This window comes from Mesorhizobium sp. M00.F.Ca.ET.216.01.1.1 (genome assembly GCF_004010325.2).
In the GTDB taxonomy this organism is placed as follows: domain Bacteria; phylum Pseudomonadota; class Alphaproteobacteria; order Rhizobiales; family Rhizobiaceae; genus Mesorhizobium.
In genome coordinates this window covers 103,784-126,879 of record NZ_SADR02000020.1, presented here as the reverse complement: position 1 = coordinate 126,879, position 23,096 = coordinate 103,784, and the positions used below count along the sequence as shown (strand labels likewise).

Genomic DNA, 23,096 nt, shown 5'->3' with positions numbered 1-23,096 from the left:
CACAGGAATAAAAAATGAAACTCTACCGTTTTCTGTCCGGTCCGGACGATGCCAGCTTCTGCCACAAGGTGACTGCGGCGCTGAACAAGGGCTGGCACCTGTTCGGCTCGCCGACCTATTCCTTCGACAAGGAGGCCAAGGCCATGCGCTGCGGCCAGGCGGTGGTGAAGGATGTCGACGGCCAGGAATACGGGCCCGACACCAAGCTCAGCGACTGGTAGGCTTGCAACCTCAGACGCGATTAGGCTGTGGTGAGATTCAGGTCAGGCCGAGCCGAAAATGGTGGTGTCCGAGAACCGGAGCGGAGCGTACTTTTGGGTACGTGAGCACCGGAAGCGCAGGAAACCGCCATTTGCAGGCCGGCATCACCTGAATATCAACACAGCCTACTCCGCCGCCTCTTCGATCCGCTCCATATCGTCGTCCGACAGGCCGAAATGGTGGCCGATTTCGTGGATCAGCACATGGGTGACGATGTCGCCCAGCGTTTCTTCGTTCTCGGCCCAGTAGTCGAGGATGGCGCGGCGGTAGAGCGTGATGCGGTTCGGCCCCTCGCCGGTCTGCGGATTCCAGCGCTCGGCGATGCCGCGCCCCTCGAACAGGCCAAGCAGGTCGAAAGGCGTTTCCAGCGACAGGTCGTCCATGATCTCGTCGGTCGGGAATTCGGCGATCTGGATGACGATCTCGCCGGTCAGCTTGCGAAACTCCTCCGGCAGATGGGCATAGGCCTCCAGCGCCAGGAACTCCATTTCCTCCATCGACGGCGAAAGCTGGTCGTGCCAGGTGCGGGTCTTGTAGATGCGGGCCATGCTTTGTCCTTTGATCCCGGCATATAGGCTTTCACGCCGAAATCGGCAAATGACCAGACTGGGCGCCTGCGCCATGCCTGCGGGCAGGAATAAATTCCTTCACGACTCTGCCATGACTCTGCTTGACTCTTCGAACGCCCTCTGGAATCTATAAGAACATAACAGGAACAATTGCTGCTGAAAGCTGACCGTCATGGCGATGAACGCCGTGGCGCGGGAGACCGTTTTTGCCCTGCGCCGCCAAATCGCGAAGATCGAGGGAACGCTGGCTGAGCGCCTGGCGGCACCGGCCGGCGCGTCGCTTGATACCGGCGTCGATACCGATGTCACCATTCTCCGGCGCAGCGTCACTGTTGCGCCGCACGATGCCTTCCTGCGCACCGGCGCCGAGCGTCTCGATGCCGCCCTGAGCGGCGGCCTGCCGAAAGCGGCGCTGAACGAAATTCACGGCGCCGAGACCCGCGATGCAGGGGCCGTCGCCGGCTTCACCCTTGCGCTCATCAGCCTGATCCTCAGGCAGCAGCCGCGCTTGCCCGTCCTGTGGATCGGCACCGCCGAGATCTTCCGCGAGGCCGGCTTCCCCTACGCAAAAGGGCTCGATGCCTGCTTCGACATCGAACCGGAGCAATTGCTGTTTTCCGAGGCGCCAAGGCTTGCCGATGCGCTGTGGATCGCCGAGGAGGCCGCCCGGATGACGGCGCTCGCCGCCGTCATCCTCGAAATCCGCGGCAGTCCGCAGCGGCTCGACCTCACCGCGACGAGACGGCTGCACGCCCGGGCGCAGAACGCCGGCCGGCCGGTCTTCCTGCTGCGGCAGGCCGGCGAGGCCGAACCGACGGCCGCACCCGTCCGCCTCATCCTGTCGGCAGCACCGGCAGCACCACGCGAGACGATCACTGGTCCGCTCGCCGGCTCGATCGGCCGTCCCGCTTTCACCGTCAGTATCGGCAAGAGCCGCACGGCCCTGCCTGGACAATTCACACTGGAATGGAACCCCGATGAACACATATTCGAGGAAAGACGGGCCCAGGAAGAACGGGCAAAGAATCCTGTCCCTGTGGTTCCCGCATCTCGCCGCGGAAAGGATATTGCGGCAGCGCCTGGGGCGGTCCTGGCGTTCCCGACCGTCGGATCACCTGCCGCTGGTGATCAGCCATCGCCAAGGGAACGCGCAGCGCATCGCCGCCCTCGACGAGCGGGCTGAGGCGCTTCATCTGAAGCGCGGCATGGGCATAGCCGACGCACGTGCCATGCATCCGTCGATCGACATAGTGGAAGCCGATCCGGAGGCCGACCGCCGCCTGCTCGAAGGCCTCGCCGACTGGTGCGACCGCTACACCCCGCTGGTGGCGCTCGACGGAATCGATGGCCTGTTTCTCGACGTCACCGGCTGCACCCATCTTTTCGGCGGCGAACGGTCGATGCTGGACGACATCCTGTCGCGCTTTTTCCAGCAGGGTTTTGATGTCCGCGCCGGACTTGCGGCGACGCCGGGCGCGGCCTGGGCGGCGGCGCGGTTTTCCGGCAACCACATCGTCCCCGGCGGCGAGGAGGAAGCACTCCTGGCACCCTTGCCATTGGCGGCGCTGCGCATCGAACCGGAGATCCGCGCCAGCCTGGAAAGTGTCGGCCTGCGCACGGCGGGCGCCGTCATGGCCGCGCCGCGCGCGCCGCTTGCCCGCCGCTTCGGCGCAACCCTGCTTCTGCGCCTCGACCAGGCGCTCGGCCGCCTCGACGAGGCGGTGTCGCCGCGCCTGCCGGTGGCGCCGCTTTCGGTCGAACGCCACCTCTCGGACCCCGTCGTGCTGACCGACGACATAGAGCGGCTAGTGAGATTGCTGGCGCTGACGTTGAAGACCGACCTCGAGCGCCGCGGCGAGGGCGCAAGAACGCTGGCGCTGCTGCTCTTCCGCGTCGACGGCGCCGTCAGCCGCATCGCCGTTGGCACCTCGCGCCCCCTGCGCGAACCGCTGCTGATTCAGAGATTGTTCCATGAGCGGCTCGCCGCGCTCGAACAGGACATCGATGCCGGCTATGGCTTCGACCTCGTGCGCCTCTCGGTGCTGTCGGCGGCGGCCTTCGACATGCAGCAGTCGGACCTTGCCGGCGAGATGAATGACGACGGCGCCGATATCGCCCTTTTCGCCGACCGCATCCGCGCCCGTCTCGGTGAAGGCGCGGTTTTGAAACCGGTCGCCGTCGAGAGCCATCTGCCGGAGCGCGCCGTCGCCGTGCTCCCCTTCTCTGAAGCCCCGCAAAGGACCATGCCGCCGAAGAAACCGGACAAGAATATCCCGCCCGCGACCGTCTTCCGGCCGGAGCGGCCGATCCGGCTTTTCCGATCGCCCGAACCGATCGAGGTGCCTGTCACCGAAATCCCGGAAGGCCCGCCCGTGAACTTCCGCTGGCGGCACGCGCTATACCGGGTCGCGCGCGCCGAAGGGCCGGAACGCATCGCCCCGGAATGGTGGCGGCAAGAGCAGGGGCAGGAAGACGCACCGACCCGGGATTATTTCCGCATCGAGGATAGCGACGGCCGCCGGTACTGGCTCTACCGTCAGGGTCTCTACGACGCTTCGCAGGCTGCGCCGCGCTGGTTCATGCATGGGATTTTCGCATGAATGCGCTGACGATCTTTCCCTATGCCGAATTCGGCATCCAATCGAATTTCTCGTTCCTGCGCGGCGCCTCGAAACCGGAGGAACTGGTGGTCGCGGCCAGGCTCCTGGGATTCTCGTCGATCGGGCTTGCCGACCGCAACACCGTGGCAGGCGTCGTGCGCGCCTGGCAGCAGGCCAAGGTCGAGGGCCTCTCCTATCACCCCGGTTGCCGCCTGGTTTTTTGCGACGGCACGCCCGACATTCTCGCCTATCCGCAGAACCGCAAGGGCTGGGGGCATCTGTGCCGTATGCTGACGCAGGCCAATATGCGCGATGAAACCGAAAAGGGGGCAACGCTCCTCAAGCGAAGCGACCTTCTCGAATGGGGCGACCTGCTGTCGTTGGCGGTTTTGCCGGATGTGTCGGCCGGCGCCGAAGACGGCCTCGCATTGATTAGTCGGCTCAAGGACCGTTTTGACAGGAATTTGCGGCTTGCCGTTTCGCCGGACTATCGCGGCAACGACCGCTTCCGCATCGAACAGGCGGCGGCCATGGCGGAAGTGGCCGGCATTCCGCTGATGGCGACCAACGACGTTCTCTACCACGCGGCCGAACGGCGCCCGCTGCAGGACGTGCTGACGGCGATCCGCCTCAATGTGCCAGTCGCCGAGGTAGGGCTGGAGCTGGAAGCCAATGCCGAACGCCATTTGAAGCCGCCAATGGAAATGGCCCGTCTTTTCCGCGGATATCCGCAAGCCCTGGCGGAAACGCTGCGCTTTGCCGGGGAATTGACCTTCTCGCTCAGCGACCTGCAATACAATTACCCCGACGAGCCGACGGAATCGGGCCTCGGGCCACAGGCCGAGCTGGAAAGGCTGGCTCGAGAGGGGGCGGCGATACGCTATCCGGCAGGCGTCCCCGCCAGTGTGAAGCAGCGCATCGGGGAAGAGCTCGCTCTGATCGAGCGGCTGAATTACGCGCGCTATTTCCTGACTGTCTACGACATCGTCAAATACGCCCGCAGCCAGGACATCCTCTGCCAGGGACGCGGCTCCGCCGCCAATTCTGTGGTCTGCTATTGCATCGGCATCACCGAGGTGGGGCCTGACAGGATCGACACGCTTTTCGAGCGTTTCATCTCCGAGGAAAGAAACGAGCCGCCCGACATCGATGTCGACTTCGAGCATGAAAAGCGCGACGTGGTCATCCAGTACATCTACGACAAATACAGCGCCAAGCGCACCGCGCTTGCCGCGGCCGTCGTCAGCTATCGCGGCCGGTCGGCGCTGCGCGAGGTGGCCAAGGCGATGGGCCTGTCGGACGATGTCAGGGGCGCGCTGTCGAGCTCGATCTGGGGCTGGTCGACCTCGGAGCTCGGCGAAAAGGAAGCCAGCGCCGGCGGCCTCGACCGGACCGATCCGCTGTCCAGACAGGTGATCGAACGCGCCAACGAGATCATGGGCTTTCCCCGTCATCTGTCGCAGCATGTCGGCGGCTTCGTCATCACCAGGGACCGGCTCGATGAGATTGTGCCCATCGTCAAGACGGCGATGGACGAGCGCAAGATGGTCGAATGGGACAAGGACGATCTCGATGCGGTGAAGATCCTCAAGGTCGACATTCTGGCGCTCGGCATGCTGACTTGCCTGAAGCGCGCCTTCGTCCTCCTTCAAGACCATTACGATGTCCGCGACGAGTACGGCCGGCCGCTGGGGCTGGCGACCATCCCTGAAAAGGACGACCGCGTCTACGACATGATCTGCCGCGCCGATACGATCGGCGTCTTCCAGATCGAATCCCGCGCCCAGATGTCCATGCTGCCGCGTCTCAGGCCGCGCACCTTCTATGACCTCGTCATCGAGGTGGCGATCGTGCGGCCCGGCCCGATCCAGGGCGACATGGTCCACCCCTATCTGCGCCGCCGGCAAGGCAAGGAAAAGCCCGAATATCCCAAGCCGGAACTGGAAAAGATCCTCGGCAAGACGCTGGGCGTCCCGCTGTTCCAGGAACAGGCGATGAAGATCGCCATCGTCGCCGGCGGCTTCAGGCCGGGCGAAGCCGATGAGTTGCGCCGCGCCATGGCTACCTTCAAGCGCACCGGCACCATCGGCAATTATCGCCAGCGGATGGTCAACGGCATGGTTTCACGCGGTTACGAGAAAGCGTTTGCCGAGCGCTGCTTCAAGCAGATCGAAGGCTTCGGCGAATACGGCTTTCCCGAAAGCCATGCCGCTTCCTTCGCCCTGCTGGTCTACGCCTCCTGCTGGTTCAAGACCTTCTATCCCGACGTGTTCTGCGCCGCGATCCTGAATTCCCAGCCGATGGGGTTTTACCAGCCGGCCCAGCTCGTTCGCGACGCCCGCGACCATGGCGTCGAGATCCGCGAGGTCGACGTCAATTTTTCCGATTGGGATTGTGCCCTGGAAGAATCCACCCTTGATCCGGCCCGCATCCTCGGACGCCATGCCGAAATGCGCGGCGTCATCCGGACCGACCGTGCCGTGCGGCTTGGTTTCCGCCAGATCAAGGGCCTGTCGCAGGATCGCATGAAGCTGTTCGTCGAACGGCGCGGTTCCGGTTACGCAACCGTTCGCGATGTCTGGCTGCGCTCGGGCCTCGACGTCGGCGAGATCGAAAAACTGGCGCTGGCCGACGCCTTCCGCTCGCTCGGTCTCGACCGCCGCGCCGCCCTGTGGGCGGTCCGCGCGCTGGAAGGCAAGAGCGCCGCCGAAAAGCTGCCGCTGTTCGACCAGCCGGCGATCCGCCTGCGCGACCTGGAGCCCGAGACGAAACTGCCAAGAATGCCGCTCGGCGAGCATGTCATCCATGACTACCGCGCGCTCGGCCTCTCGCTGAAGGCGCACCCCGTCGCCTTTCTGCGCCAGCGGCTTGAAAAATCCGGTGTCACGCCGAATGCGCACCTCCCTTCGGTACGGGGTGGCAGGCGGGTCTCCGTCGCCGGACTTGTCCTGGTGCGGCAGCGCCCCGGCAATGGCAAAGCGATTTTCCTGACGCTGGAAGACGAGCAAGCCGTTGCCAACATCATTTTCTGGGAAAGGACCTTCACCCGCTACCGGCCCATCGTCATGGGGGCGCGGTTCGTCCGCGTTACCGGCAAATTGCAGTCGGAATCGGGCGTCATCCATATCGTCGCTGAGAAGATCGAGGATCTGACACCCTGGCTGGCGACCCTCCTGGAGGAGGTCGGTGCCCCTGATCCCGCAAATGCGCCCTCGGCCAGCGGTCGCCTCGAAGACGGCCATGAGGGGGATTCGCCCCTTTACGGCGAACGTCTCGTGCAGGACCGGTCTGTCCGGCGGGATCTCGCGGCGCTATCGGGAAAGGCAGAACAGGTCATGCCCAAGGGGCGCAATTTTCAATAGAGCATGATCCCGAAAGCCGGGGCACCGGTTTTGGGAGAATCCGATGCTCGAGCAAGAAGATGGAGCGGCGGTCCGATTCGACTTGAGAGTCCGCCGCTCAAGGGTCAAAACCCAATCACTCTGAACGACCAAGTTCGACCCAATGCGGAGGTAGAGGAGCGCTTGCTTAGACACGGTCGCGGACTTATTCTGGAGGGTTCGCGGGCCTGCCCCAGCGCGCAATAGGGTGGAAGGCCCGGCGACACAGGGAGGTTATCATGAAAATCGCATCGATATTTGCAATCGGCTTGATCGGATTCTGCGGAATCGCTTCCTTTGCCTCGGCAAAGGATGCGCACACAATGGTCGCTCCCAATGATATCAAGTGGGGCCCGGCCCCCAAAGTGCTTCCTGCCGGAGCAGAAGCGGCGGTCTTGTTCGGCGATCCCACCAAGGAAGGTTTGTTTGCCCTTCGGCTCAAAGTGCCGTCTGGGTATGCGATCGCACCGCATACGCATCCTGCGGATGAGGTGGTCACAGTCATATCAGGGACTACTAATCTTGGAATGGGCAAAACCGCCGATCGGAGCGCCGCCAAGGCACTGCCTGCGGGCAGTTTCTTCGCGCTGCCGCCCGGCACGGCGCATTTCGTTTACTTCGACGAGGAGACTGTCGTCCAAATCACCACCAATGGCCCGTGGGGCCTCAAGTATGTCAATCCGGCGGACGATCCTCAAAAAACACAATAGCCAGCCGCGGGCTTGAAGGCCAACTGCCCCCGCCGCCAAGCGCGGCGGGGCGCCAGCGCCTCACACAACTGTCGTCATTGACGATGGCAACGATCCGCCGCGGGGGGCCCGCCACTCAGGATGGCCCGCCCAGGCGGGGCGGCGGCAGGCTCTCTTCAATGGAAATCGTGCGCGCTTCCGAAGGCAGCATGATCGGGATGCCGTCGCGCACCGGGTAGGCCAGCCGTGCGACCTTCGATATGAGCTCGCCGCGCTCCGGATCCCAGGCAAGCGGCCCCTTGGTCAGCGGGCATGCCAGCAGCTCCAGCAATTTGGGATCGACATTGGACTTTCTTCCGTCACGCCCATCCGCCGCCATAGCTCTCTTTCCCGATGTTTGCAGGCCCAACCATTACCTGGCCCCCCAGCCTCTCGCAAACAAGCCTCTCGCAAACAAGCCTATTGCGGACAAGCCTACTGCAAACTTGAGCCGAAATCCTCGTTCTCGCGCGCCAGCGCCATTTCGGTGATCGCGATCAGCGTTTCAGCGCGCGCCTTCAGATCCGCCGCTTCGAGCAGCGCCTGCTTTTCGGCTGGTCCGTATGGCGCCATCATCGACAGCGCGTTGACCAGCATGGCATTTTCAGCGCGGCTGACGCTTTCCCAGTCGGCTTCCAGATCATTGGCCTGCAAATAGGCGCGAAACGCCTTCAGCAGCGATGGCCGGTCCACCTCCGCCCCTGCACGGTCTTCGTTGAGATCAGCGAGAAAGGGCGCCAGCCGGCACTGGCGAAACGGCGTTTTCACGGCGAGTTCATGCGCGATGCGAAACCGGCATACGCCCTGCAGCGAGATGAGGTAACGGCCATCGCCGCTCTCGGCCAGCGAGATGATCCGCCCGGCACAGCCGACACTGCAAAGTTCCGGCTCGCCGTCGGCTCGCAATGCACCATCGAGGCTGGGCTGTATGATGCCGATGAGCCGCGGCCCGGCGATCGCCTCGTCCACCATCTGCAGATAGCGCGGCTCGAAGACGTTGAGCGGCATGCGGCCTCCCGGCAGCAGCAGCGCCCCTTCAATCGGAAAAATCGGTATCGTCGACGGCAAATCCGTATCGAGCCGGTAATGCGCGTTTCCCGCCTGCACCTCAATCCCTCCGATCGCTTCGGCAAGAAGCGTGTCAAACCCGCAATCCCGTCGATTCCGGCTCGACAAGCGCAAGCTGTGTCGTCGGCAATCGAAGCGGACGGTCTGGCCTGACCACTTCAGCCTAATCTGGCGCAGCCGTCGTCAATCGCAAGGCCATCCGGCAAAACAACCAGCCAGTGTCCCGGTTCTGAAATTCGCACAGGTCGACAGCGAACGTCCACAGTCCCTTTCAGCGGTAAATTGCAAGCCTTCGAGAATGGCCGAAACGACACTCCCTTCGTCATCCCTGGGCGGAGCAGGAGCGAAGCGACGTCGCGGAGACCCTGGGAGCCATGCCGTGACCTTTATGGAGTGCGGAGCCGGACCAGAATCGTGTGCTTCTTCACATCGACGGGCAGCGCAGCGGATGATGACATAGTCCACTGGGGACGAAGTGTCGTGCTCATGTGCAACGCCATTCCGAGCCGCTGCGTTCTTCGGTGGCTGTCACGGAATGGATCCCAGGGTTTGCGCTCCGCTTCGCGTTCGCTCCGCCCTGGGATGACGAAGGCTTGGACACCAGTTGTTCAGGAAAACAGCAGCGACGACAATTTGCGCCGCGCCGCCAGCGTCGCCTCGTCGGTCATGCCCCATGCCTCGAAGAACTTCAGCAACTGCGTCTTGGCGCCGTCGTCGTTCCACGAGCGGTCGGCCTTGATGATCGCCAGCAGATTGTCGGCCGCCTGCGTCCGCTCGCCCCTGGCATTCTGGATCATGGCAAGATCGAAGCGTGCCTGGTGATCCCCAGGATTGTCGGCCAGGCGCCGCTCGAACTCCGCCGGATTGCCAAGCGCTGCCGCCTGCGCGGCAAGCGCCATTTTGGTGCGCAACGCGGCGAGCGCCGGCGCATCCTTCTTTGCCTCCGGCGCCCGTGCCAGCACGGCGTCGGCGCCTTCGGCATCGCCTGCCTCGAACAAAAGCTCGCCAAGCCCGGCGATCGCCTCGATCGTCTCCGGCGCCTGCTCCAGGATCGCGTCGTAGATGTCGGCAGCGGTCTGGCCGTCGCCGGCGTCACGCGCCTCCGCAGCCGCGGCAAGCGCGTCGGCCACTTGCGGCGCACCGCCGTCCTTACCGCCGACCTTCTGGATGAACGCGCCGATCTGGCTTTCGGGCACCGCGCCCATGAAGCCGTCGACCGGCTGGCCGTCCTTGAAGGCGATGACCGCCGGTATCGACTGGATGCCGAGCTGGCCGGCGATCGATGGATGATCGTCGATATTCATCTTGACCAGCTTGACCTTGCCGCCGGCGGCCCTGACGGCCTTTTCCAGCAGCGGGGTCAGCTGTTTGCAAGGGCCGCACCAGGGCGCCCAGAAATCGACCAGAACCGGCTGACGGCGCGATTCCTGGATGACGTCGGCTGCAAACGCCGCGGTCGTCGTATCCTTGATGAGGTCGGCGGCCAAAGGCCCATCACCAACCGCCGGCTTTGCGCGCTCGCGCTCAGCGCCGCCATACTGCACGCTGGTGGTATATTGGCCGCCGATGCCGCCGAACGGATTGTTGTCGCTCATGTCGTCGCCCTTTCGGTCGCGCCGCCGGCCTGCGGGGAGGCGCCTGCTTGCAAGTTTCCGCCATCCATGTGGCGATCATGCCGAGACTTTCAAGATAACAGCATCGTGTCCGGTTGCCTCGACGAATCTGACGAGGTCCGCGGCGGCAATCGATGTCGTTGCCTCATTGGTCAGCGGATGCGCATTGATGACGGCATGCTGCATCAGCTCCTGGTCGAGGACGACCTTGACCCTTCGCGCCGTATCGTTGATCAGGCCAAAGACGGTGACCGCACCCGGAACCACGCCGAGAAGTTCCATCAGCATCTCCGGCTTGCCGAAGGAAACCCGCCCCGCGGCGCCGATCAAATTGTGGATCTGCTTGAGGTCGACCACCGCCTCCTCGCCGACGCTGACCAGGAAGAAATTGTCCTTCTTGTCCTTGAGGAACAGGTTTTTCGTGTGCCCGCCGGCAATTTCCCCGCGCAGCGCCTGCGAATCGGCGACGGTGAACAGCGGCGCATGACGCCGCGTCGACACGGGAATGCCGAGTTCGGCGAGAAAGGCAAAAAGCTCGGCTTCGGTCTTCGGCATCGGTTCTCTTCGCGGTTGCGGTTCTGGCCACGCCGTTTACGGCCAATGCTGCGCCCGAGACAAGACCGTCGTGCGACGAGGCGGCGATTCGGTTCGCCATGCGCCGCAAGGGCAAGCTTCCTGGCGCTCAACGGTGCGGCTAAAAAGCCTGCGATTTCCCTGTTGCAATCGCCGCGCTCTTCAGCCATATAGGCCCGGCTTGCGGCCCAAAAGCCGCGCGAGCGGGTGTAGCTCAGGGGTAGAGCACAACCTTGCCAAGGTTGGGGTCGAGCGTTCGAATCGCTTCACCCGCTCCAGTTTCCTCCCAGGGAATCAAGCATCGAAAAGCCGCGGTTCGCCGCGGCTTTTTCGCTTTTGGACCACTCCAAATCCAAATGCGGAAACCGCTCTGACAAGACGAGGGTTACCTGAGGGTTACAGATCCGCGAATTTGCGGTTGAGAACGCCCCATTTCTCAGCGCCAAGGGGCAGCTCATTCAATTCACGCCGAGCTTCGGGCCATTTTGGATAATGACGGTTCATCAGGTCGAAGAATCGCTCGCTATGTCGCGGCTCGATCAGATGCATCATCTCGTGGACAATCACGTATTCGAGCAGATCCTTGGGCTTCTTGACCAACTCCGTGTTCAGGCGGATCGATCGGCTGCTCGGATTGCACACACCCCACTTGGTCTTCATGCGCTGCAGGAAATATCGCGAAACCGAGACGCCGAGTTTGGGTTCCCACGCATGTATCATGTCGGGCACCACCTGGTGAAGAAGTGAGCGGTGCCACGCGTGGATCGTATCACCCCGCTTCTCAGTCGAACTGCCGGGTCGCACCGTCAACCGAATGGTTCGGTGGTCGAGCGTTATGGACGGCTTCTCGTGTTTCTCGGTGACCCTCAACAGGTACCTCCTGCCCCAAAGGTAGTGGCTTTCCCTCCCGATGAATTGGCGTGGGGACTCTCGAGGTTGTTCGCGCAGCCCATTGCAGCTTGCGTTCCTGTAGAGGCCTTTACACTTGGCCTGTCCCGCGAATCCTTCGGGGCCCGAAGCGGTCGTCCGTGCAGTTTGTCATAGCTGCTCCCTCGCAACCGCCCAGCTAAAACAAGCTTTGTCGTGGCTGGGTCAATTTTCAATAAGACTCCAATCGAATAGGGCAACGGATCCCTGTTTTGCAGGATTAATTGCGTCACGCGGGCTGCCACCGCTGCTAGAGTCACAAAGACCAGCCGCTTCGGAATCCCCGCCGGCCATCGCCAGTGACCTCGTCCATCTCGTCAAAGCCGGCCCAGGCGAAGAACACCATATTGGGGCCATAGCTGACATCGAGACCGCCTTGCAGGGCGCCAAGGGCGATCTCACCGTGGTTGTCCGCTCCGATGGCGATCGTGGCCTGTTCGCCAAGATCGAGATAGGAGCGATCCCACAGATCGGCCCACAGTTGCCGATCGACTGGCAGTCCGCCGGCTCGTTCATGTCGGCACCGCCAGTAGCTTGGGCAGCCGCACCAGATTGTAGGCGGCGGCGCTGAACGTGAAGACCCATCAGACACCGACGCGGCCGCGCAACTTCGTCTTCTCCTGCCCGGCGACCGACTTGATCCAGCCGAACGCGTCCTCGATGCGCCTCCTGGGCGGCCTAATCATCAACCGCAGTTGAAGTAAGCCTCTCAGACCAGAAACACCTTTCCAAGCTTGCCATTGGTGTCACACAACTGTGAAATCTTTCACATACCAGAACTATCATGGCATCTATACTCTGACGGTTCAGATGACTATACGACTTCTGGGGCAAAGATCGTGTCTGTATCTGGTTTTCTTTGCGCCACAGTCGGATCTTTTTCAAGGAAGCCAGTTGGGGGCTGCTTTAAACTGTTTTGTCAGGAATCAGCTAGGTGCTTTGATGAGTCCGCTTCTTGCACTCATTCCGCAATTGATCCCGCAGCTTGCCAAATTGTTGGGGGGCGAACACTCCGGGCGATTTCAGGAACAAGCCATCAAGGCGATCGAGGACAGAACAGGCGTTAAGGATCGGGGGGCTGCCGAGGCCAAGATCAACACCGACATAGCGGTCAAAGAGCAGTTACAAAACGACCTGGAAGAAATCGCCCTCGAAGAATTGAAAGAACGGAACCGGGCCAGTGAGGAGGCCGGGCGAATCGACCTGGAGCTCTATCGCATGGAGGCGGACGAAAGGGATCGCGAACGGGCCGAGAGCTTTGAGCTCTACAAGCGCGATAGCCAGGACCGTCAGGACGCGCGTGCGACGCAAATGCATCTGGAGGACGAATACAACCCACTCGCTTGGGTTGCCCCCATCCTCGCTTTATCGCTCGTCCTGATGATCGCCTATCTCCTCCGCGGTATCATGCTGGCCCGCGAGCCGGTGATCAACAAGGACGTGTTCAATGTTGTGCTCGGCGCTCTTGTCACAGCGTTCACGACGGTTATCGCGTATTATTTCGGATCGTCACTTGGATCGACCAAAAAGGACGAAGCGGTCAGGAAAGGCACGCTCGTCACCAATCACAACCAAAGGGTAGACTCCGCACAAAGCACTAGACAAAGCAGTGGCGGCGGAGCGCCCACCTCGATCCTTCAGCCCAATGCTGAAGCGGGTTCCGGACAAACCGGCGATCGCAGTCCTTTGTCAACCCCCAAGATGCTGACGTCAGGCCCGCCGCCTTCCGGCCCGTACGGACTGTTTCGCCAGAAGGCGCCTGTCATCATGCGCAATCTCGTTCGAGACCTTGGCCTGACCGACGTACAGGCGGCCGGAATGCTCGGCAACATTGGCTGGGAGTGCGGTGGCTTTAAACTCCTCCAGGAGCAACGTCCAATCAAGGGCGGCCGTGGCGGTTTGGGTTGGTGCCAATGGACCGCGAGCCGGCGGGTCGACTTCGAGCGGTGGCTTGCACAGAGAAACGCCGATTACCAGGATGACGATGCAAATTACAACTTTTTGCTCTCTGAGCTCCATGGATCGCAAAAGGCCAGCCTAGCGGCGCTGAAGCGGGCGAACAGCCTTGAGGCAGCCACAAGCGGTTTCATGAATACGTTCGAGAGGCCCGCCGCGAATTACGCTCATTTGAATAATCGGATCAAGCTTGCGAATCTCGCTCTTCAGGAGTTTAGGAGGGCCTAACATGCAACGGGAATCTGAAACTCAAAGAAGGAAATATCCAAAGCATTTCTGGACTCCAGTTTGGGTATGTATAGCATTCGTTGTTCTAGCCTCTATATACGAACTTGGCGACTACTTTCGTGATCAGGTATGGAAAGGCGAATACAGAGACAGACTCGCCGTTGCGGCGATGCGGAGCCCCGGCGACGCCCTGAACATGGCCGAGGACGGGGTGGAAAAAGACTTTATCCAATTTCCGGTATACCGCGACTTGCTCGCCTCGGCGCTGAGCCGGGGAGACGGGGATGCTCGTGGGATGGCGTTGAACAGCATCGCCAACGTACTTGCCTATGGTGGCGTTTTCTCAGACGATTTGCGGACGTGGTTCCACTCCAAACCGCCACAGGTCTTCATCTACGCACGGAAGGATATCGACCAGTCTGTTGGCCAGACTCTAGAAGAAGAGCTAAAACAACATGGCATGGACGTGGTTGGCCGCGGGGCCCGCGAGCCAGACAAGATCACCAAAACAGTGGTGTATTGCTATGAGGAGAACGTGTGCAATCAAAGCGCACGGTTAGTGGTCAGCTTGCTCCAGGGCCAAGGCTACGAGGCTGAGGGCCCGACGCAGGACAAGACATACCCCCAGAAATCGACCCAGGGACACGAAGCCATGATGTTGGTCAACCAGAGCCGCATCGACGTGGTTCTCGCATTGCCCAAGAATATCCAGCTCGCTTCAGCTGGTTTTGACGTCAGATGGCTGCAACAGGCGCTGAAGACGCTTGGCTACGACCCAAAGTTGAAGGTTGATGGCGATTTCAAGGAGAAGACCCGCGCGGCATTGAAAGCATTTCAGAAGAGCGCCGGACTTCCTGCTGACGGTGTATATACGGTGACAACCCGCGACAAAATCCTGCAGGTTCTCTCGAACAGCCCGTCGACGGCAAGCCTTCTCTGAGGATCTGGCCGCCGACGAGGTTTTTGGAGTGTTCCATCCCAACGTTCTCGCACCGAAATCGTCATTCTGGACCAGCGACCGGATCGATACGATGACATGAAAGTCCAACGATTTACTGAGGCATCCCGATTAAGACCTTACTCCTTGGCCCCAATCTCACTGTCTAAGAGAGTATCAAAAAAGTCGTTCATCTTCATCGGTACTTCGCGGTTTCCACGTTTTTAACCGGATGATGCTTCTAGGTACCTTCAACATGACAGCGTCGATGTCGTTGATATCTACAATCCTAGACATGAACGTTCTCACACCGTATGATTGTAATGCAGTTTCAGAAGTGTACTCCATGAGGGAGGTATGTGATATGCGTCTTCTGCTAGCTCTTGTTCTTGGTTCAGCCATTGGGATATTCATGATCGATTCGGGACGTTTTGCGCACGCGGGCAGCCCGTGCAACCCGAGCATTCAGAATTGTTCATGAGTGCCCGATTAGTGCCCTTGCTCCAGTAAATCCGATACTGCTCGAGCACCGAACTCGTCGACCCCTAGTAACCTGCCATCGAAAGGTATGCAGGGATGAGCGATTCATGGCCTGTAGGTCTGCCAGAAACCCTGTGGGACTATGGGAACCTCCCCGTCCAGGATCTTCCGCAGATCCCAATGATGGGGGTGCATTTCGCCCAGCAGTTTGTGATCGCATTTGTCTTTGGCTGGCTTTTCATCGCCTATTTCGCGTGGGACCGCTTCAATACCCGCCAGCCGGGCGCCCAGGACTTCCGCTATCGTGTGATGAAGGAGGTCGAAGTTTCAGATCTGGGCGGCGCCGGTGCGCTACGGCAGGCTTACCTCATCTATCTGATCACTCTGCTCTTCCTCTATGTCGCGATGGCGTTCTTCGGAAAGCTAATTCTGCAGACCGTGAATGCGCTCAATTTCGTCGGAATACAGGTGGACGCGAGTTCGCTTCAGTTCGACAGCCCGCAATGGCCTCTTATGCTGGCTTTCGGCTTCGCCGGCCTCGGGCCGCTGATCCCTCAGCTTCGGGCTGCCGAGGGCTGGCTGTTCCAACGCGCCTATCGGACAGTTGGAATTCCGGTGAGGATCCGTGAGACGACCCGCAACCTCGTTAGTCTTTTGGATGCTGCGGCCACGGACGATCTTACTGCCGCCGAGAGCCTACGTGACGATTTAAGGCACAAGCTAAATGACATCCGGGACAAGACGGACAAAACCTGGGTCCGCCAGAGCCTGAATCCCGCTAAGCTCGAGAAAGGTCTGACCTTGCTTGCCCAGTTGGAACTCCTCGTTGCTTGGGCAAGGGGAAAGCGTGGCGCTTGGCCCGGCTCCGAGGTTTCCGATGCAGTGCGTGACATGGAGCAAATCACCGCTAATCAGGCGGACGAGCTCCTTGACGGTTTCGAGAGGCGCGTTGGGGAAAAGGTCTCGCCTGGCGAAGAGAAGGTCGCACGAAGGCAGAAGTACGTTACGGAAACGTTTGCGCGCGCGCACGAACTGCGGGACGAGCTAACGGCAATCCTGGCGATTTACGTCGAACGCGATCCGAGTTACGTAGGTCCTTCTGCCAACGAGGATGGCCTTATCCGGGACGCTGGCCTTCGGGAGCTGTTGCGGAGGGCCGATCCGCCAAATCTTGCCGGAACCGGTCCGGAGCTAGGGGTTCTTGTCTGCATTCTGCTCGCAATTCCGATCTATGCAGTATTCACTTGGAGGGGACTCCATCCTTCGCTGTCACCACTTGCGATGGCAGACAACCCTCCCGTCGTCCTTGCGACCGCTGGGTTGTCTGCCCTCCTCCTCATCTCCATCTTCTGGTTTCCGCTCCTGGTAACCTTCGCGGCGCGTCAATACTACTACGACGAGCGGAAGTGGATCGCCCTCGCGCGCCAAGACTGGCCGGCTTATGCCGAGCAGCGCCTGGCGGTTGTCGTGATGGCCATTTTCGTATCGGTTATATGCCTCAGCGGCTTCGCAGCACTATGGGCGTTTTTCATCGCCAGGGACGTAAGCCACTTTCAGGCCCTTCTTGTCAGCGGCTCGACCCCTTTTCTACGGTTCTTTCCGTCGATGGCATTGATAACCATTCCGCTGGTCTGGATGACGTTAATTGCGGCCGACGCTAGAGGCTATAGCCGCGGGGCGATTGTCTATGGAATCTGTAGCGCACTTTTAGTTGTGGCCTGCCAAGCATTGCATCTTGCTTTTTGGTACGGCGCCCGGCCGTGCGCGAGCAACGCGATCTTCCTCACTGATCTTTTCACCGAGGGGTGCTTCCAGTACTATGGAGGGCTGGACTTCTTCGTGATGCCGATCCTAGCTTTCCTGGCCGCTGTCGTCTTCGGCAATCCTCGCCCCGCTTTTTTGCATCGGCGCATCACACGGGGCGGCGGAGTTCGGACGGCTGCGATCCTGGGGGCGGCGCTCGCGTTGGTATGCGCTCACAGCCCTATCGCTCTGGCGCAGGAGACGCCGAGCAAGGAGGAAGTCACGATCGGATTCCGGGCCGATGTTGAACCCTTCTCCTACAAGGTGAGCGCCGATGGTGGGAAGAGGGAGGGCGAGCAACCTATCTACCGAGGGTTCCTCGCCGATCTCTGCTACTGGATCTTCGATGGCGGCGACTACTCGGTGGTTGAGAAGGAGGTGACGGCGGGTAATCGCTTCAAGCAACTGAGGAATGCAGAGATTGATGTGTTGTGCGATCCTGTCACGATACGGTTCTCGGAGAACGATGAACGTGCTAGATCGGGGACGTTCTCTCCTATCGTCTTCGCCACAGGTATTTCCTATCTGCAGCGGCGTAACCCCGGCCCTGGCACTTCAGTCTATATCGGCTATGTGGGGAGCACGACGGCCGAGAAGGTTCTGGAGCATTTGTGCGTTATAGATTTCTTCAGGGTTGTTCCCCTCGCCGAGCGCCCCGAACTGGCCACCATGTGCCAAACGGCTTCCGTCGCTCGCCAGATTGCTCAGGAGGCGCGCCGGACTGCCGAGCTCCCGCCTTCGGGCACGCAAATAGAATGGTACAAAGAATGGTACAAAAGCGGCCTACTCAAAGAAGTGGAGCAAATGGCCACGGAAGAGGAAACCTCCGTCCTGCGATTGAAGGAGGCGAGCGGACCTAGAAAGGAGGGGCTGGAGAAGTCGCTACAGATGTGGAGCGAGACCGTTGCTCAGATCAAAGTCTGTCGCGAAAAGGGGAAAGGCGACTGTACCTTAGACTGGATCGTCAAGCGCCTTGGGAACAACTGCGACGATCTTGAAACCAAACGGGATGCCAGCCAGTTGAGTCGAACCGTCTATCGGTTCTGCTCATTCAAAGACCACACTACACTAATCGATTGGTTCTGTAAGCCGCGCAAAACGGAGGGCGCCGGCATGGTGTACCTTGGCGATCGCGAGATCATCTTGGGCAAGCTGCAGACTTGGAACGCGCAGCACAGGGCCAGGTGCGTCGTCGAGAATGAGAACGGCGGCGGCGATCTGACCTACGAGCCATATGCAATCATGGTCAGAAAGCCGACATCGAACACCCCGCAGGAGATGGAGCACGTGCAGAACATTGCAGAACTCGTGCAGCGACGGGTGTACGAGTTCTTCTCATTTAACTCGCTGGCGCGGGCGAAGTTTGACACCTATTTTCGCGGTCCTCGGAAGGACCGGAGGATGTCGACCGCGCTTGCGTATCTCTTCCTGTTAAACAGCGTCGAGGACGAACGGCTATTCGCCTTTCCGATTGAGAAAGCAACGGCACCGTTAAAACACTAGGCGGTCTGTCGCGGCGCTTTAGCAGATCGACTGAAAGAGCAGCGACAACAAGGCAAACCGCTCCCGCCAATTTCTTGCGGGTCACCGCGCGGTTACCGTCTCTAGCGTGCACGGAAATTCCCCAGACTCCATCGGAGTTGTTCCCAGTTGAAAAAGGCAACGAGTAGAGAGCGCGTTCTGGCGCGCAATCGGACGGTATCCAGCGTACTGCTGTGAAATGCAGAAACGGCGTAATTTTTCGCTTGCCAAGGTTGGGGTCGAGCGTTCGAATCGCTTCACCCGCTCCAGTTTCCTCCCAGGGAATCAAGCATCGAAAAGCCGCGGTTCGCCGCGGCTTTTTCGCTTTCAGGTGACTGACCATCACCGCTACCTAGCCCCCGTCACACCCCTGCGAAAATCGGAGGGCGACATGCCGGCCAGCTTGCGGAACGACTTGTTGAAGGCGCTGAGCGAGCCGAAGCCGCTGTCCATGGCGACGCGCAGCACGTTGGCGTCCTGATGCATCAGCAGTGCCTGGGCGTAGCTGAGCCGCAGCAGGTTGACATATTCGTTGAGCGTCATGCCGGTCGATTTCTTGAAGGTGTTCATGGCGTATTTGGGATGGATGTCGGCCGCCGCCGCAATATCGACGCAGTCGATGTCGTAGAGGAAATTCTCCGCGATGAAGTCGCACATGCGCCCGACATTGCGCAGGGACTGCTGATCGAAGGGACTGCCTGCGTCCTGCCCGATCGGGGTTTCGGGTACCAGCCGGTAGGGCTCGAACCGCACCCGCTCCAGCCGCAGCAGAAGCTCGTTCACGGCATGCTCGGCTTTGGCCGGATCGCCTGACCGGACATAGCGGTTCCAGCGCTCGAAATTGTGGCTGTCGGACTGGTCGGTGGCGCCGGTCACCAATGTCGCGCCTGTCATCAGCCGGTTGCGAATGTCCGCGGGCAGGTGGAGCCGGAAGAAGTGCACCAGTGGCAGATGCGCGCCGGCAAAGACGGCATCGTCCGACGCATCGTCCATCTGGTGCGGCAGGCCGCCCCAGAACAGGCACATCTCGCCTGCCGACAGTGAAATCGCGTGGTCGTTCATGCGGTAGTGCACGGCGCCGCACATGATGAAATTGACCTCGACCTGGGCATGCCAATGCGGCTTGAGCATCACCAGGGGGTGATTGTGAAACGTCTGCAAAAGCAGCGGCAGGCCTTCCACGCTGCTGGCGCCAGGCTGGTAGAACGGCCTTTCCGGCATCTTACTTTCCGCCAATTTTTTATTCCCTTTGTCGCGGACAAGCCTTCCCCACAGCCTAGTCTAGCCACGCTCGCGAAGAGAGAGCAAATGAAATGGGAGGATTTCAATGCGCACTACACTGACCTGCGCCGCGCTCGCGCTTGCCCTGGGCTCCAGCCCGGCGTTTGCGCAATCTGGCGAAATCACGATCTGGAGCTGGAACATCGCCGCTTCGTCGCTGAAGGCGACCGTCGCCGGCTTCAACAAGCAATTCCCCGACATCAAGGTCACCGTCCAGGATCTCGGCAACCAGCCGACCTACGACAAGTCGATCGCCGGTTGTGCCGCCGGCGGCGAGGGATTGCCGGATATCGTCACGATCGAGAACGGCGAGGCCGAGAACTACTGGAGCCAGTTCCCGGATTGCTTCGTCGACCTTCACACGCTCGGCTACGCCGCCGAGGACCAGGCAAAATTCCCCGATTTCAAGCGCACCGAGCTCGAAGTGGCCGACAAGGCCTATGCGATGCCGTGGGATTCCGGCCCGGTGGCGATGTTCTACCGCCGTGACTTCTACGAGAAGGCCGGCGTCGATCCCGCATCGATCAAGACCTGGGACGATTTCATTGCCGCCGGCAAGAAGATCCAGGCCGCCAATCCGGGCGTGACGATGACCAATGCCGACTTCAACGGCGACTCCGAATTCTTCCGCATGATCTCGAACGAGCAGGGCTGCGCCTATTTTGCCGCCGACGGGCAGTCGATCACGGTCAATCAGCCCAAATGCGTCGACACCATGACCAAGATCAAGGAGATGAAGGACGCCGGCATCATCGACTCGGCGGACTGGGGCACCAAGATCACCAACAACACCGCCGGCAAGGTCGCCACGCAGATGTATGGCGGCTGGTATGAAGGCACCGTGCGCACCGAGTCGCCCGACGGCAACGGCAAGTGGGGCGTCTACCTGATGCCCAGTCTCACCGCCGATGGTCCGCGCGCCGCCAATCTCGGCGGTTCGTCGCTCGCCATCACCTCGGTGAGCAAGAACAAGGAAGCCGCCTACGCCTACCTGAAGTACACCCTCGAGACCAATGAGGGCCAGGTGACGATGCTGAAGGAGTTTGGCCTCGTGCCTTCGCTGATCTCGGCGCTCGACGATCCATACGTCTCGCAAGGGTTGCCCTACTGGGGCGGCCAGGCAGTGTGGAAGGACATCCTCGGCACCTTGCCCAAGATCGTCCCCAGCCGCGGCACGCCGTTCCAGAGCGACGCCGAAATCATCGTCCGCGCGGTGCAGACCAAATATCTCGGCGGCGGCTATCCGGATGCCAAAGCGGCGCTCGACGATGCCGCAAGCCAGATCGCCTCGGCGACCGGCCTGCCGGTCAAGGAGTGATCTAAACCGAGACGGATCCGGGCGGCGCTCGTGCTGCCCGGACCATTCCGCGCGCTTCAGCAGACAACGACCAACAAAACCGGGATCCCGCTGGTGACGACACCGTGGGAACTCGCCAAGGCGAAAGGAGGAAACGATGCGTCATCAGAATGCCACGGCGTATCGCTTCCTCGCGCCCTATCTGCTGATCTTTGCGATCTTCTGGGTATGGCCGATCATCGATTCCTTCATGATCTCCTTCCAGGCGACGCGCACCGTGCCGTGGCGGTTCGCGCCCGGCTTCAACTGGGGCCGGCTGATCGGCGACCCGGCCTTCTTCAACGCGCTCAAGAACACGCTGCTTATCCTTGTCATCCAGGTGCCGGTGATGATCTCGCTGGCGATCGTTATGGCCGTGCTTCTGAATTCGCCGCTGCTCAAGGCGCGTGGCCTGTTCCGCTTTGCCTTCTTCGCCCCGGTGGTGGTCGGCGAGGTTGCCTATTCGGCGGTGTTCCGGCTGATGTTCAACCTCAATTTCGGCATCATCAACAAGCTGCTGAACAGCGTCGGCCTGCCCAGCGTCGACTGGTTTTCCAACGTCACCCCGGCGATGGCGGTGATCATGATCGCGGTGACCTGGCGCTGGGCCGGCTACAACGCCATCATCCTGCTTGCCGGCCTGCAGTCGATCCCCGAGGACGTCTATGAGGCGGCGACGCTCGACCGCGTCAGCAAGCTCAAGCAGTTCTTCTACATCACCCTGCCGCTGCTCAAGCCGATCATCCTGTTCTGCGCCGTGCTGTCGATCATCGGCACCATGCAGCTGTTCACCGAGCCGTTCCTGATCACCGAGCGCGGCGGGCCGGGCGGCGGCACCGAAACGCTCGGGCTGCTGCTTTATCGCCAGGGCTTCAGGTCGCTCAATTTCGGCTACGCCTCGGCCATCGCCTACACCATGGCCGGGCTGGCGATCGCAATCTCGCTGGTGCAGATCTGGCTGACGAGGGAACCGAAATGAGCTCGCATCCCCCAGCCAGACGTTCGCATTCCCGAGCCAGATTGGGACGCAGCATCGCGCTGCATCTTTTCCTGACGCCGCTGGCGCTGATCTGGCTGTTTCCACTGTGGATGATGGCGGTTTTCTCGACCATGCCCGACAACGGCATCTTCAGCCCCGGCATCGAAATGCTGCCGCACGGCAATTTCCTCGCGAATTTCAACAATCTGCAGCGTGACACCAACTTCGTCGGCGCCATCGGCATCTCCGTCTCGGTGGCCGTGACCTATACGTTCCTGTCGGTGCTGCTCACCTCGATGGCCGGCTGGGCGCTGGCCCGCTACCAGTTCTTCGGCAAGGGCATGGTTGTCGCCATCATCCTCGGCACCATCACGCTTCCCTACGCGGTCGTATTGATCCCGCAATTCATCATGGTGGCGCGCGACTTCAAGCTCGCCAACACCTGGGTGGCGCTGATCGTGCCGCCGCTATTCAATTCGCTTGGCGTGCTGTTCATGCGGCAGAGCTTCTCGATGATGCCGGGCGACCTGTTCGATGCAGCCAGGGTCGAGGGCGTCAAGGAATGGCGGATATTCCTGTTCGTCGCGCTGCCACTGGCGCGGCCGATGCTGGCGGCACTCGCCATCATCCTGTTCCTCGCCTCCTGGAACAACTATCTCTGGCCGCTGCTGATCAACAGCCGGCCGGGTTCGATGACGGCGCCGGTGGCACTCGGCACGCTGATCGGCCTCACCAAGGTGTCGTGGGGCGGCATCATGGCCGGCGCGGTTTTGCTGACGGCGCCGATGCTCGTCGTGTTCGTGCTTCTACAGCGTCATTTCGTCGCCGGCATCGCCGCCGGCGCCATCAAATAGGA

Annotated in this window: 18 protein-coding genes, 1 tRNA gene and 1 pseudogene; 12 read left to right on the top strand and 8 right to left on the bottom strand. The window is 61.0% G+C overall.

The window, feature by feature from the left end:
• Positions 1 to 14 precede the first annotated feature (14 nt).
• A complete protein-coding gene (locus EN859_RS24325) occupies positions 15 to 221 on the top strand; it encodes a DUF1737 domain-containing protein (RefSeq protein ID WP_127855123.1) in 207 nt (68 codons plus the stop codon).
• Positions 222 to 386: 165 nt separating this feature from the next.
• Here the strand turns inward: EN859_RS24325 and EN859_RS24320 are convergent, their stop codons facing one another.
• Positions 387 to 809, bottom strand: coding sequence for a metallopeptidase family protein (locus EN859_RS24320; RefSeq protein WP_127855124.1), 423 nt, complete (start codon positions 807 to 809; stop codon positions 387 to 389).
• 193 nt (positions 810 to 1,002) lie between these two features.
• Here EN859_RS24320 and EN859_RS39570 point away from each other — a divergent pair, with 193 nt between their 5' ends.
• From EN859_RS39570 to EN859_RS24300, 4 genes are all read left to right on the top strand, one after another.
• Positions 1,003 to 2,013, top strand: a complete 1,011-nt coding sequence (locus tag EN859_RS39570) for a hypothetical protein (protein ID WP_127855125.1) — start codon at positions 1,003 to 1,005, stop codon at positions 2,011 to 2,013.
• Positions 1,955 to 3,430 (top strand): DUF6504 family protein, encoded by a 1,476-nt coding sequence (locus EN859_RS24310; protein ID WP_127855126.1) that lies wholly within the window; start codon positions 1,955 to 1,957, stop codon positions 3,428 to 3,430. Before EN859_RS39570 ends, EN859_RS24310 begins: the two co-directional genes overlap by 59 nt.
• Positions 3,427 to 6,792, top strand: coding sequence for an error-prone DNA polymerase (locus EN859_RS24305; protein ID WP_127855127.1), 3,366 nt, complete (start codon positions 3,427 to 3,429; stop codon positions 6,790 to 6,792). The genes EN859_RS24310 and EN859_RS24305 overlap by 4 nt, the downstream gene beginning before the upstream one ends.
• 257 nt (positions 6,793 to 7,049) lie before the next feature.
• The gene (locus EN859_RS24300) at positions 7,050 to 7,520 is read left to right on the top strand and encodes a cupin domain-containing protein (protein ID WP_127855128.1); all 471 of its coding nucleotides are present in this window, start codon (positions 7,050 to 7,052) and stop codon (positions 7,518 to 7,520) included.
• 115 nt (positions 7,521 to 7,635) lie between these two features.
• On the opposite strand, the gene EN859_RS24295 is transcribed toward EN859_RS24300, so the two are convergent.
• The 4 genes from EN859_RS24295 to EN859_RS24280 form a co-directional block, all read right to left on the bottom strand.
• Positions 7,636 to 7,878, bottom strand: a complete 243-nt coding sequence (locus tag EN859_RS24295) for a Trm112 family protein (RefSeq protein WP_127855129.1) — start codon at positions 7,876 to 7,878, stop codon at positions 7,636 to 7,638.
• Between the two features lie 95 nt (positions 7,879 to 7,973).
• On the bottom strand, positions 7,974 to 8,645 hold the full coding sequence (locus EN859_RS24290) for an LON peptidase substrate-binding domain-containing protein (RefSeq protein WP_127855130.1): 672 nt from the start codon (positions 8,643 to 8,645) through the stop codon (positions 7,974 to 7,976).
• A gap of 569 nt (positions 8,646 to 9,214) precedes the next feature.
• Complete coding sequence (gene trxA, locus EN859_RS24285) at positions 9,215 to 10,201, bottom strand: thioredoxin (protein ID WP_127855131.1); 987 nt, start codon at positions 10,199 to 10,201, stop codon at positions 9,215 to 9,217.
• Positions 10,202 to 10,276: 75 nt separating this feature from the next.
• The gene (locus EN859_RS24280; RefSeq protein WP_127855132.1) at positions 10,277 to 10,774 is read right to left on the bottom strand and encodes a prolyl-tRNA synthetase associated domain-containing protein; all 498 of its coding nucleotides are present in this window, start codon (positions 10,772 to 10,774) and stop codon (positions 10,277 to 10,279) included.
• Positions 10,775 to 10,995: 221 nt separating this feature from the next.
• Between EN859_RS24280 and EN859_RS24275 the strand changes: the two genes are divergently transcribed.
• Positions 10,996 to 11,070, top strand: a tRNA-Gly gene (locus EN859_RS24275).
• A gap of 118 nt (positions 11,071 to 11,188) precedes the next feature.
• On the opposite strand, the gene EN859_RS24270 is transcribed toward EN859_RS24275, so the two are convergent.
• Both EN859_RS24270 and EN859_RS39565 read right to left on the bottom strand, forming a co-directional pair.
• Positions 11,189 to 11,740 (bottom strand): SprT family zinc-dependent metalloprotease, encoded by a 552-nt coding sequence (locus EN859_RS24270; protein WP_127855133.1) that lies wholly within the window; start codon positions 11,738 to 11,740, stop codon positions 11,189 to 11,191.
• A gap of 491 nt (positions 11,741 to 12,231) precedes the next feature.
• Positions 12,232 to 12,390, bottom strand: a pseudogene (locus tag EN859_RS39565) (IS5/IS1182 family transposase); the annotation flags it as partial.
• A 271-nt stretch (positions 12,391 to 12,661) separates the two neighbouring features.
• On the opposite strand from EN859_RS39565, the gene EN859_RS24260 reads away from it, so the two are divergent.
• From EN859_RS24260 to EN859_RS24250, 3 genes are all read left to right on the top strand, one after another.
• Positions 12,662 to 13,903, top strand: a complete 1,242-nt coding sequence (locus EN859_RS24260; protein ID WP_127855135.1) for a phage tail tip lysozyme — start codon at positions 12,662 to 12,664, stop codon at positions 13,901 to 13,903.
• 1 nt (position 13,904) lies between these two features.
• A complete protein-coding gene (locus tag EN859_RS24255; RefSeq protein ID WP_127855136.1) occupies positions 13,905 to 14,843 on the top strand; it encodes a peptidoglycan-binding domain-containing protein in 939 nt (312 codons plus the stop codon).
• A 573-nt stretch (positions 14,844 to 15,416) separates the two neighbouring features.
• Complete coding sequence (locus EN859_RS24250) at positions 15,417 to 18,626, top strand: transporter substrate-binding domain-containing protein (protein WP_127855137.1); 3,210 nt, start codon at positions 15,417 to 15,419, stop codon at positions 18,624 to 18,626.
• A 366-nt stretch (positions 18,627 to 18,992) separates the two neighbouring features.
• Here EN859_RS24250 and EN859_RS24245 read toward each other — a convergent pair whose 3' ends face one another.
• Complete coding sequence (locus EN859_RS24245; protein WP_127855138.1) at positions 18,993 to 19,865, bottom strand: helix-turn-helix domain-containing protein; 873 nt, start codon at positions 19,863 to 19,865, stop codon at positions 18,993 to 18,995.
• A 106-nt stretch (positions 19,866 to 19,971) separates the two neighbouring features.
• Here EN859_RS24245 and EN859_RS24240 point away from each other — a divergent pair, with 106 nt between their 5' ends.
• From EN859_RS24240 to EN859_RS24230, 3 genes are all read left to right on the top strand, one after another.
• The gene (locus EN859_RS24240) at positions 19,972 to 21,243 is read left to right on the top strand and encodes an ABC transporter substrate-binding protein (protein WP_127855139.1); all 1,272 of its coding nucleotides are present in this window, start codon (positions 19,972 to 19,974) and stop codon (positions 21,241 to 21,243) included.
• Positions 21,244 to 21,379: 136 nt separating this feature from the next.
• Complete coding sequence (locus EN859_RS24235; RefSeq protein WP_127855140.1) at positions 21,380 to 22,240, top strand: sugar ABC transporter permease; 861 nt, start codon at positions 21,380 to 21,382, stop codon at positions 22,238 to 22,240.
• Entirely contained in the window at positions 22,237 to 23,094 is an 858-nt protein-coding gene (locus EN859_RS24230; RefSeq protein WP_127855141.1) for a carbohydrate ABC transporter permease, read from the top strand. Before EN859_RS24235 ends, EN859_RS24230 begins: the two co-directional genes overlap by 4 nt.
• Positions 23,095 to 23,096: the final 2 nt, after the last annotated feature.

What these genes read in the sequence shown, in the direction of transcription:
- EN859_RS24230 (WP_127855141.1), top strand. Translation starts at nt 22,237, where the DNA reads ATGAGCTCGCATCCCCCAGCCAGACGTTCGCATTCCCGAGCCAGATTG.
- EN859_RS24245 (WP_127855138.1), bottom strand. Translation starts at nt 19,865, where the DNA reads ATGCCGGAAAGGCCGTTCTACCAGCCTGGCGCCAGCAGCGTGGAAGGC.
- EN859_RS24295 (WP_127855129.1), bottom strand. Translation starts at nt 7,878, where the DNA reads ATGGCGGCGGATGGGCGTGACGGAAGAAAGTCCAATGTCGATCCCAAA.
- EN859_RS24260 (WP_127855135.1), top strand. Translation starts at nt 12,662, where the DNA reads ATGAGTCCGCTTCTTGCACTCATTCCGCAATTGATCCCGCAGCTTGCC.
- EN859_RS24305 (WP_127855127.1), top strand. Translation starts at nt 3,427, where the DNA reads ATGAATGCGCTGACGATCTTTCCCTATGCCGAATTCGGCATCCAATCG.
- EN859_RS24255 (WP_127855136.1), top strand. Translation starts at nt 13,905, where the DNA reads ATGCAACGGGAATCTGAAACTCAAAGAAGGAAATATCCAAAGCATTTC.
- EN859_RS24250 (WP_127855137.1), top strand. Translation starts at nt 15,417, where the DNA reads ATGAGCGATTCATGGCCTGTAGGTCTGCCAGAAACCCTGTGGGACTAT.
- trxA (WP_127855131.1), bottom strand. Translation starts at nt 10,201, where the DNA reads ATGAGCGACAACAATCCGTTCGGCGGCATCGGCGGCCAATATACCACC.
- EN859_RS24280 (WP_127855132.1), bottom strand. Translation starts at nt 10,774, where the DNA reads ATGCCGAAGACCGAAGCCGAGCTTTTTGCCTTTCTCGCCGAACTCGGC.
- EN859_RS39570 (WP_127855125.1), top strand. Translation starts at nt 1,003, where the DNA reads ATGGCGATGAACGCCGTGGCGCGGGAGACCGTTTTTGCCCTGCGCCGC.
- EN859_RS24235 (WP_127855140.1), top strand. Translation starts at nt 21,380, where the DNA reads ATGCGTCATCAGAATGCCACGGCGTATCGCTTCCTCGCGCCCTATCTG.
- EN859_RS24325 (WP_127855123.1), top strand. Translation starts at nt 15, where the DNA reads ATGAAACTCTACCGTTTTCTGTCCGGTCCGGACGATGCCAGCTTCTGC.
- EN859_RS24240 (WP_127855139.1), top strand. Translation starts at nt 19,972, where the DNA reads ATGCGCACTACACTGACCTGCGCCGCGCTCGCGCTTGCCCTGGGCTCC.
- EN859_RS24320 (WP_127855124.1), bottom strand. Translation starts at nt 809, where the DNA reads ATGGCCCGCATCTACAAGACCCGCACCTGGCACGACCAGCTTTCGCCG.
- EN859_RS24300 (WP_127855128.1), top strand. Translation starts at nt 7,050, where the DNA reads ATGAAAATCGCATCGATATTTGCAATCGGCTTGATCGGATTCTGCGGA.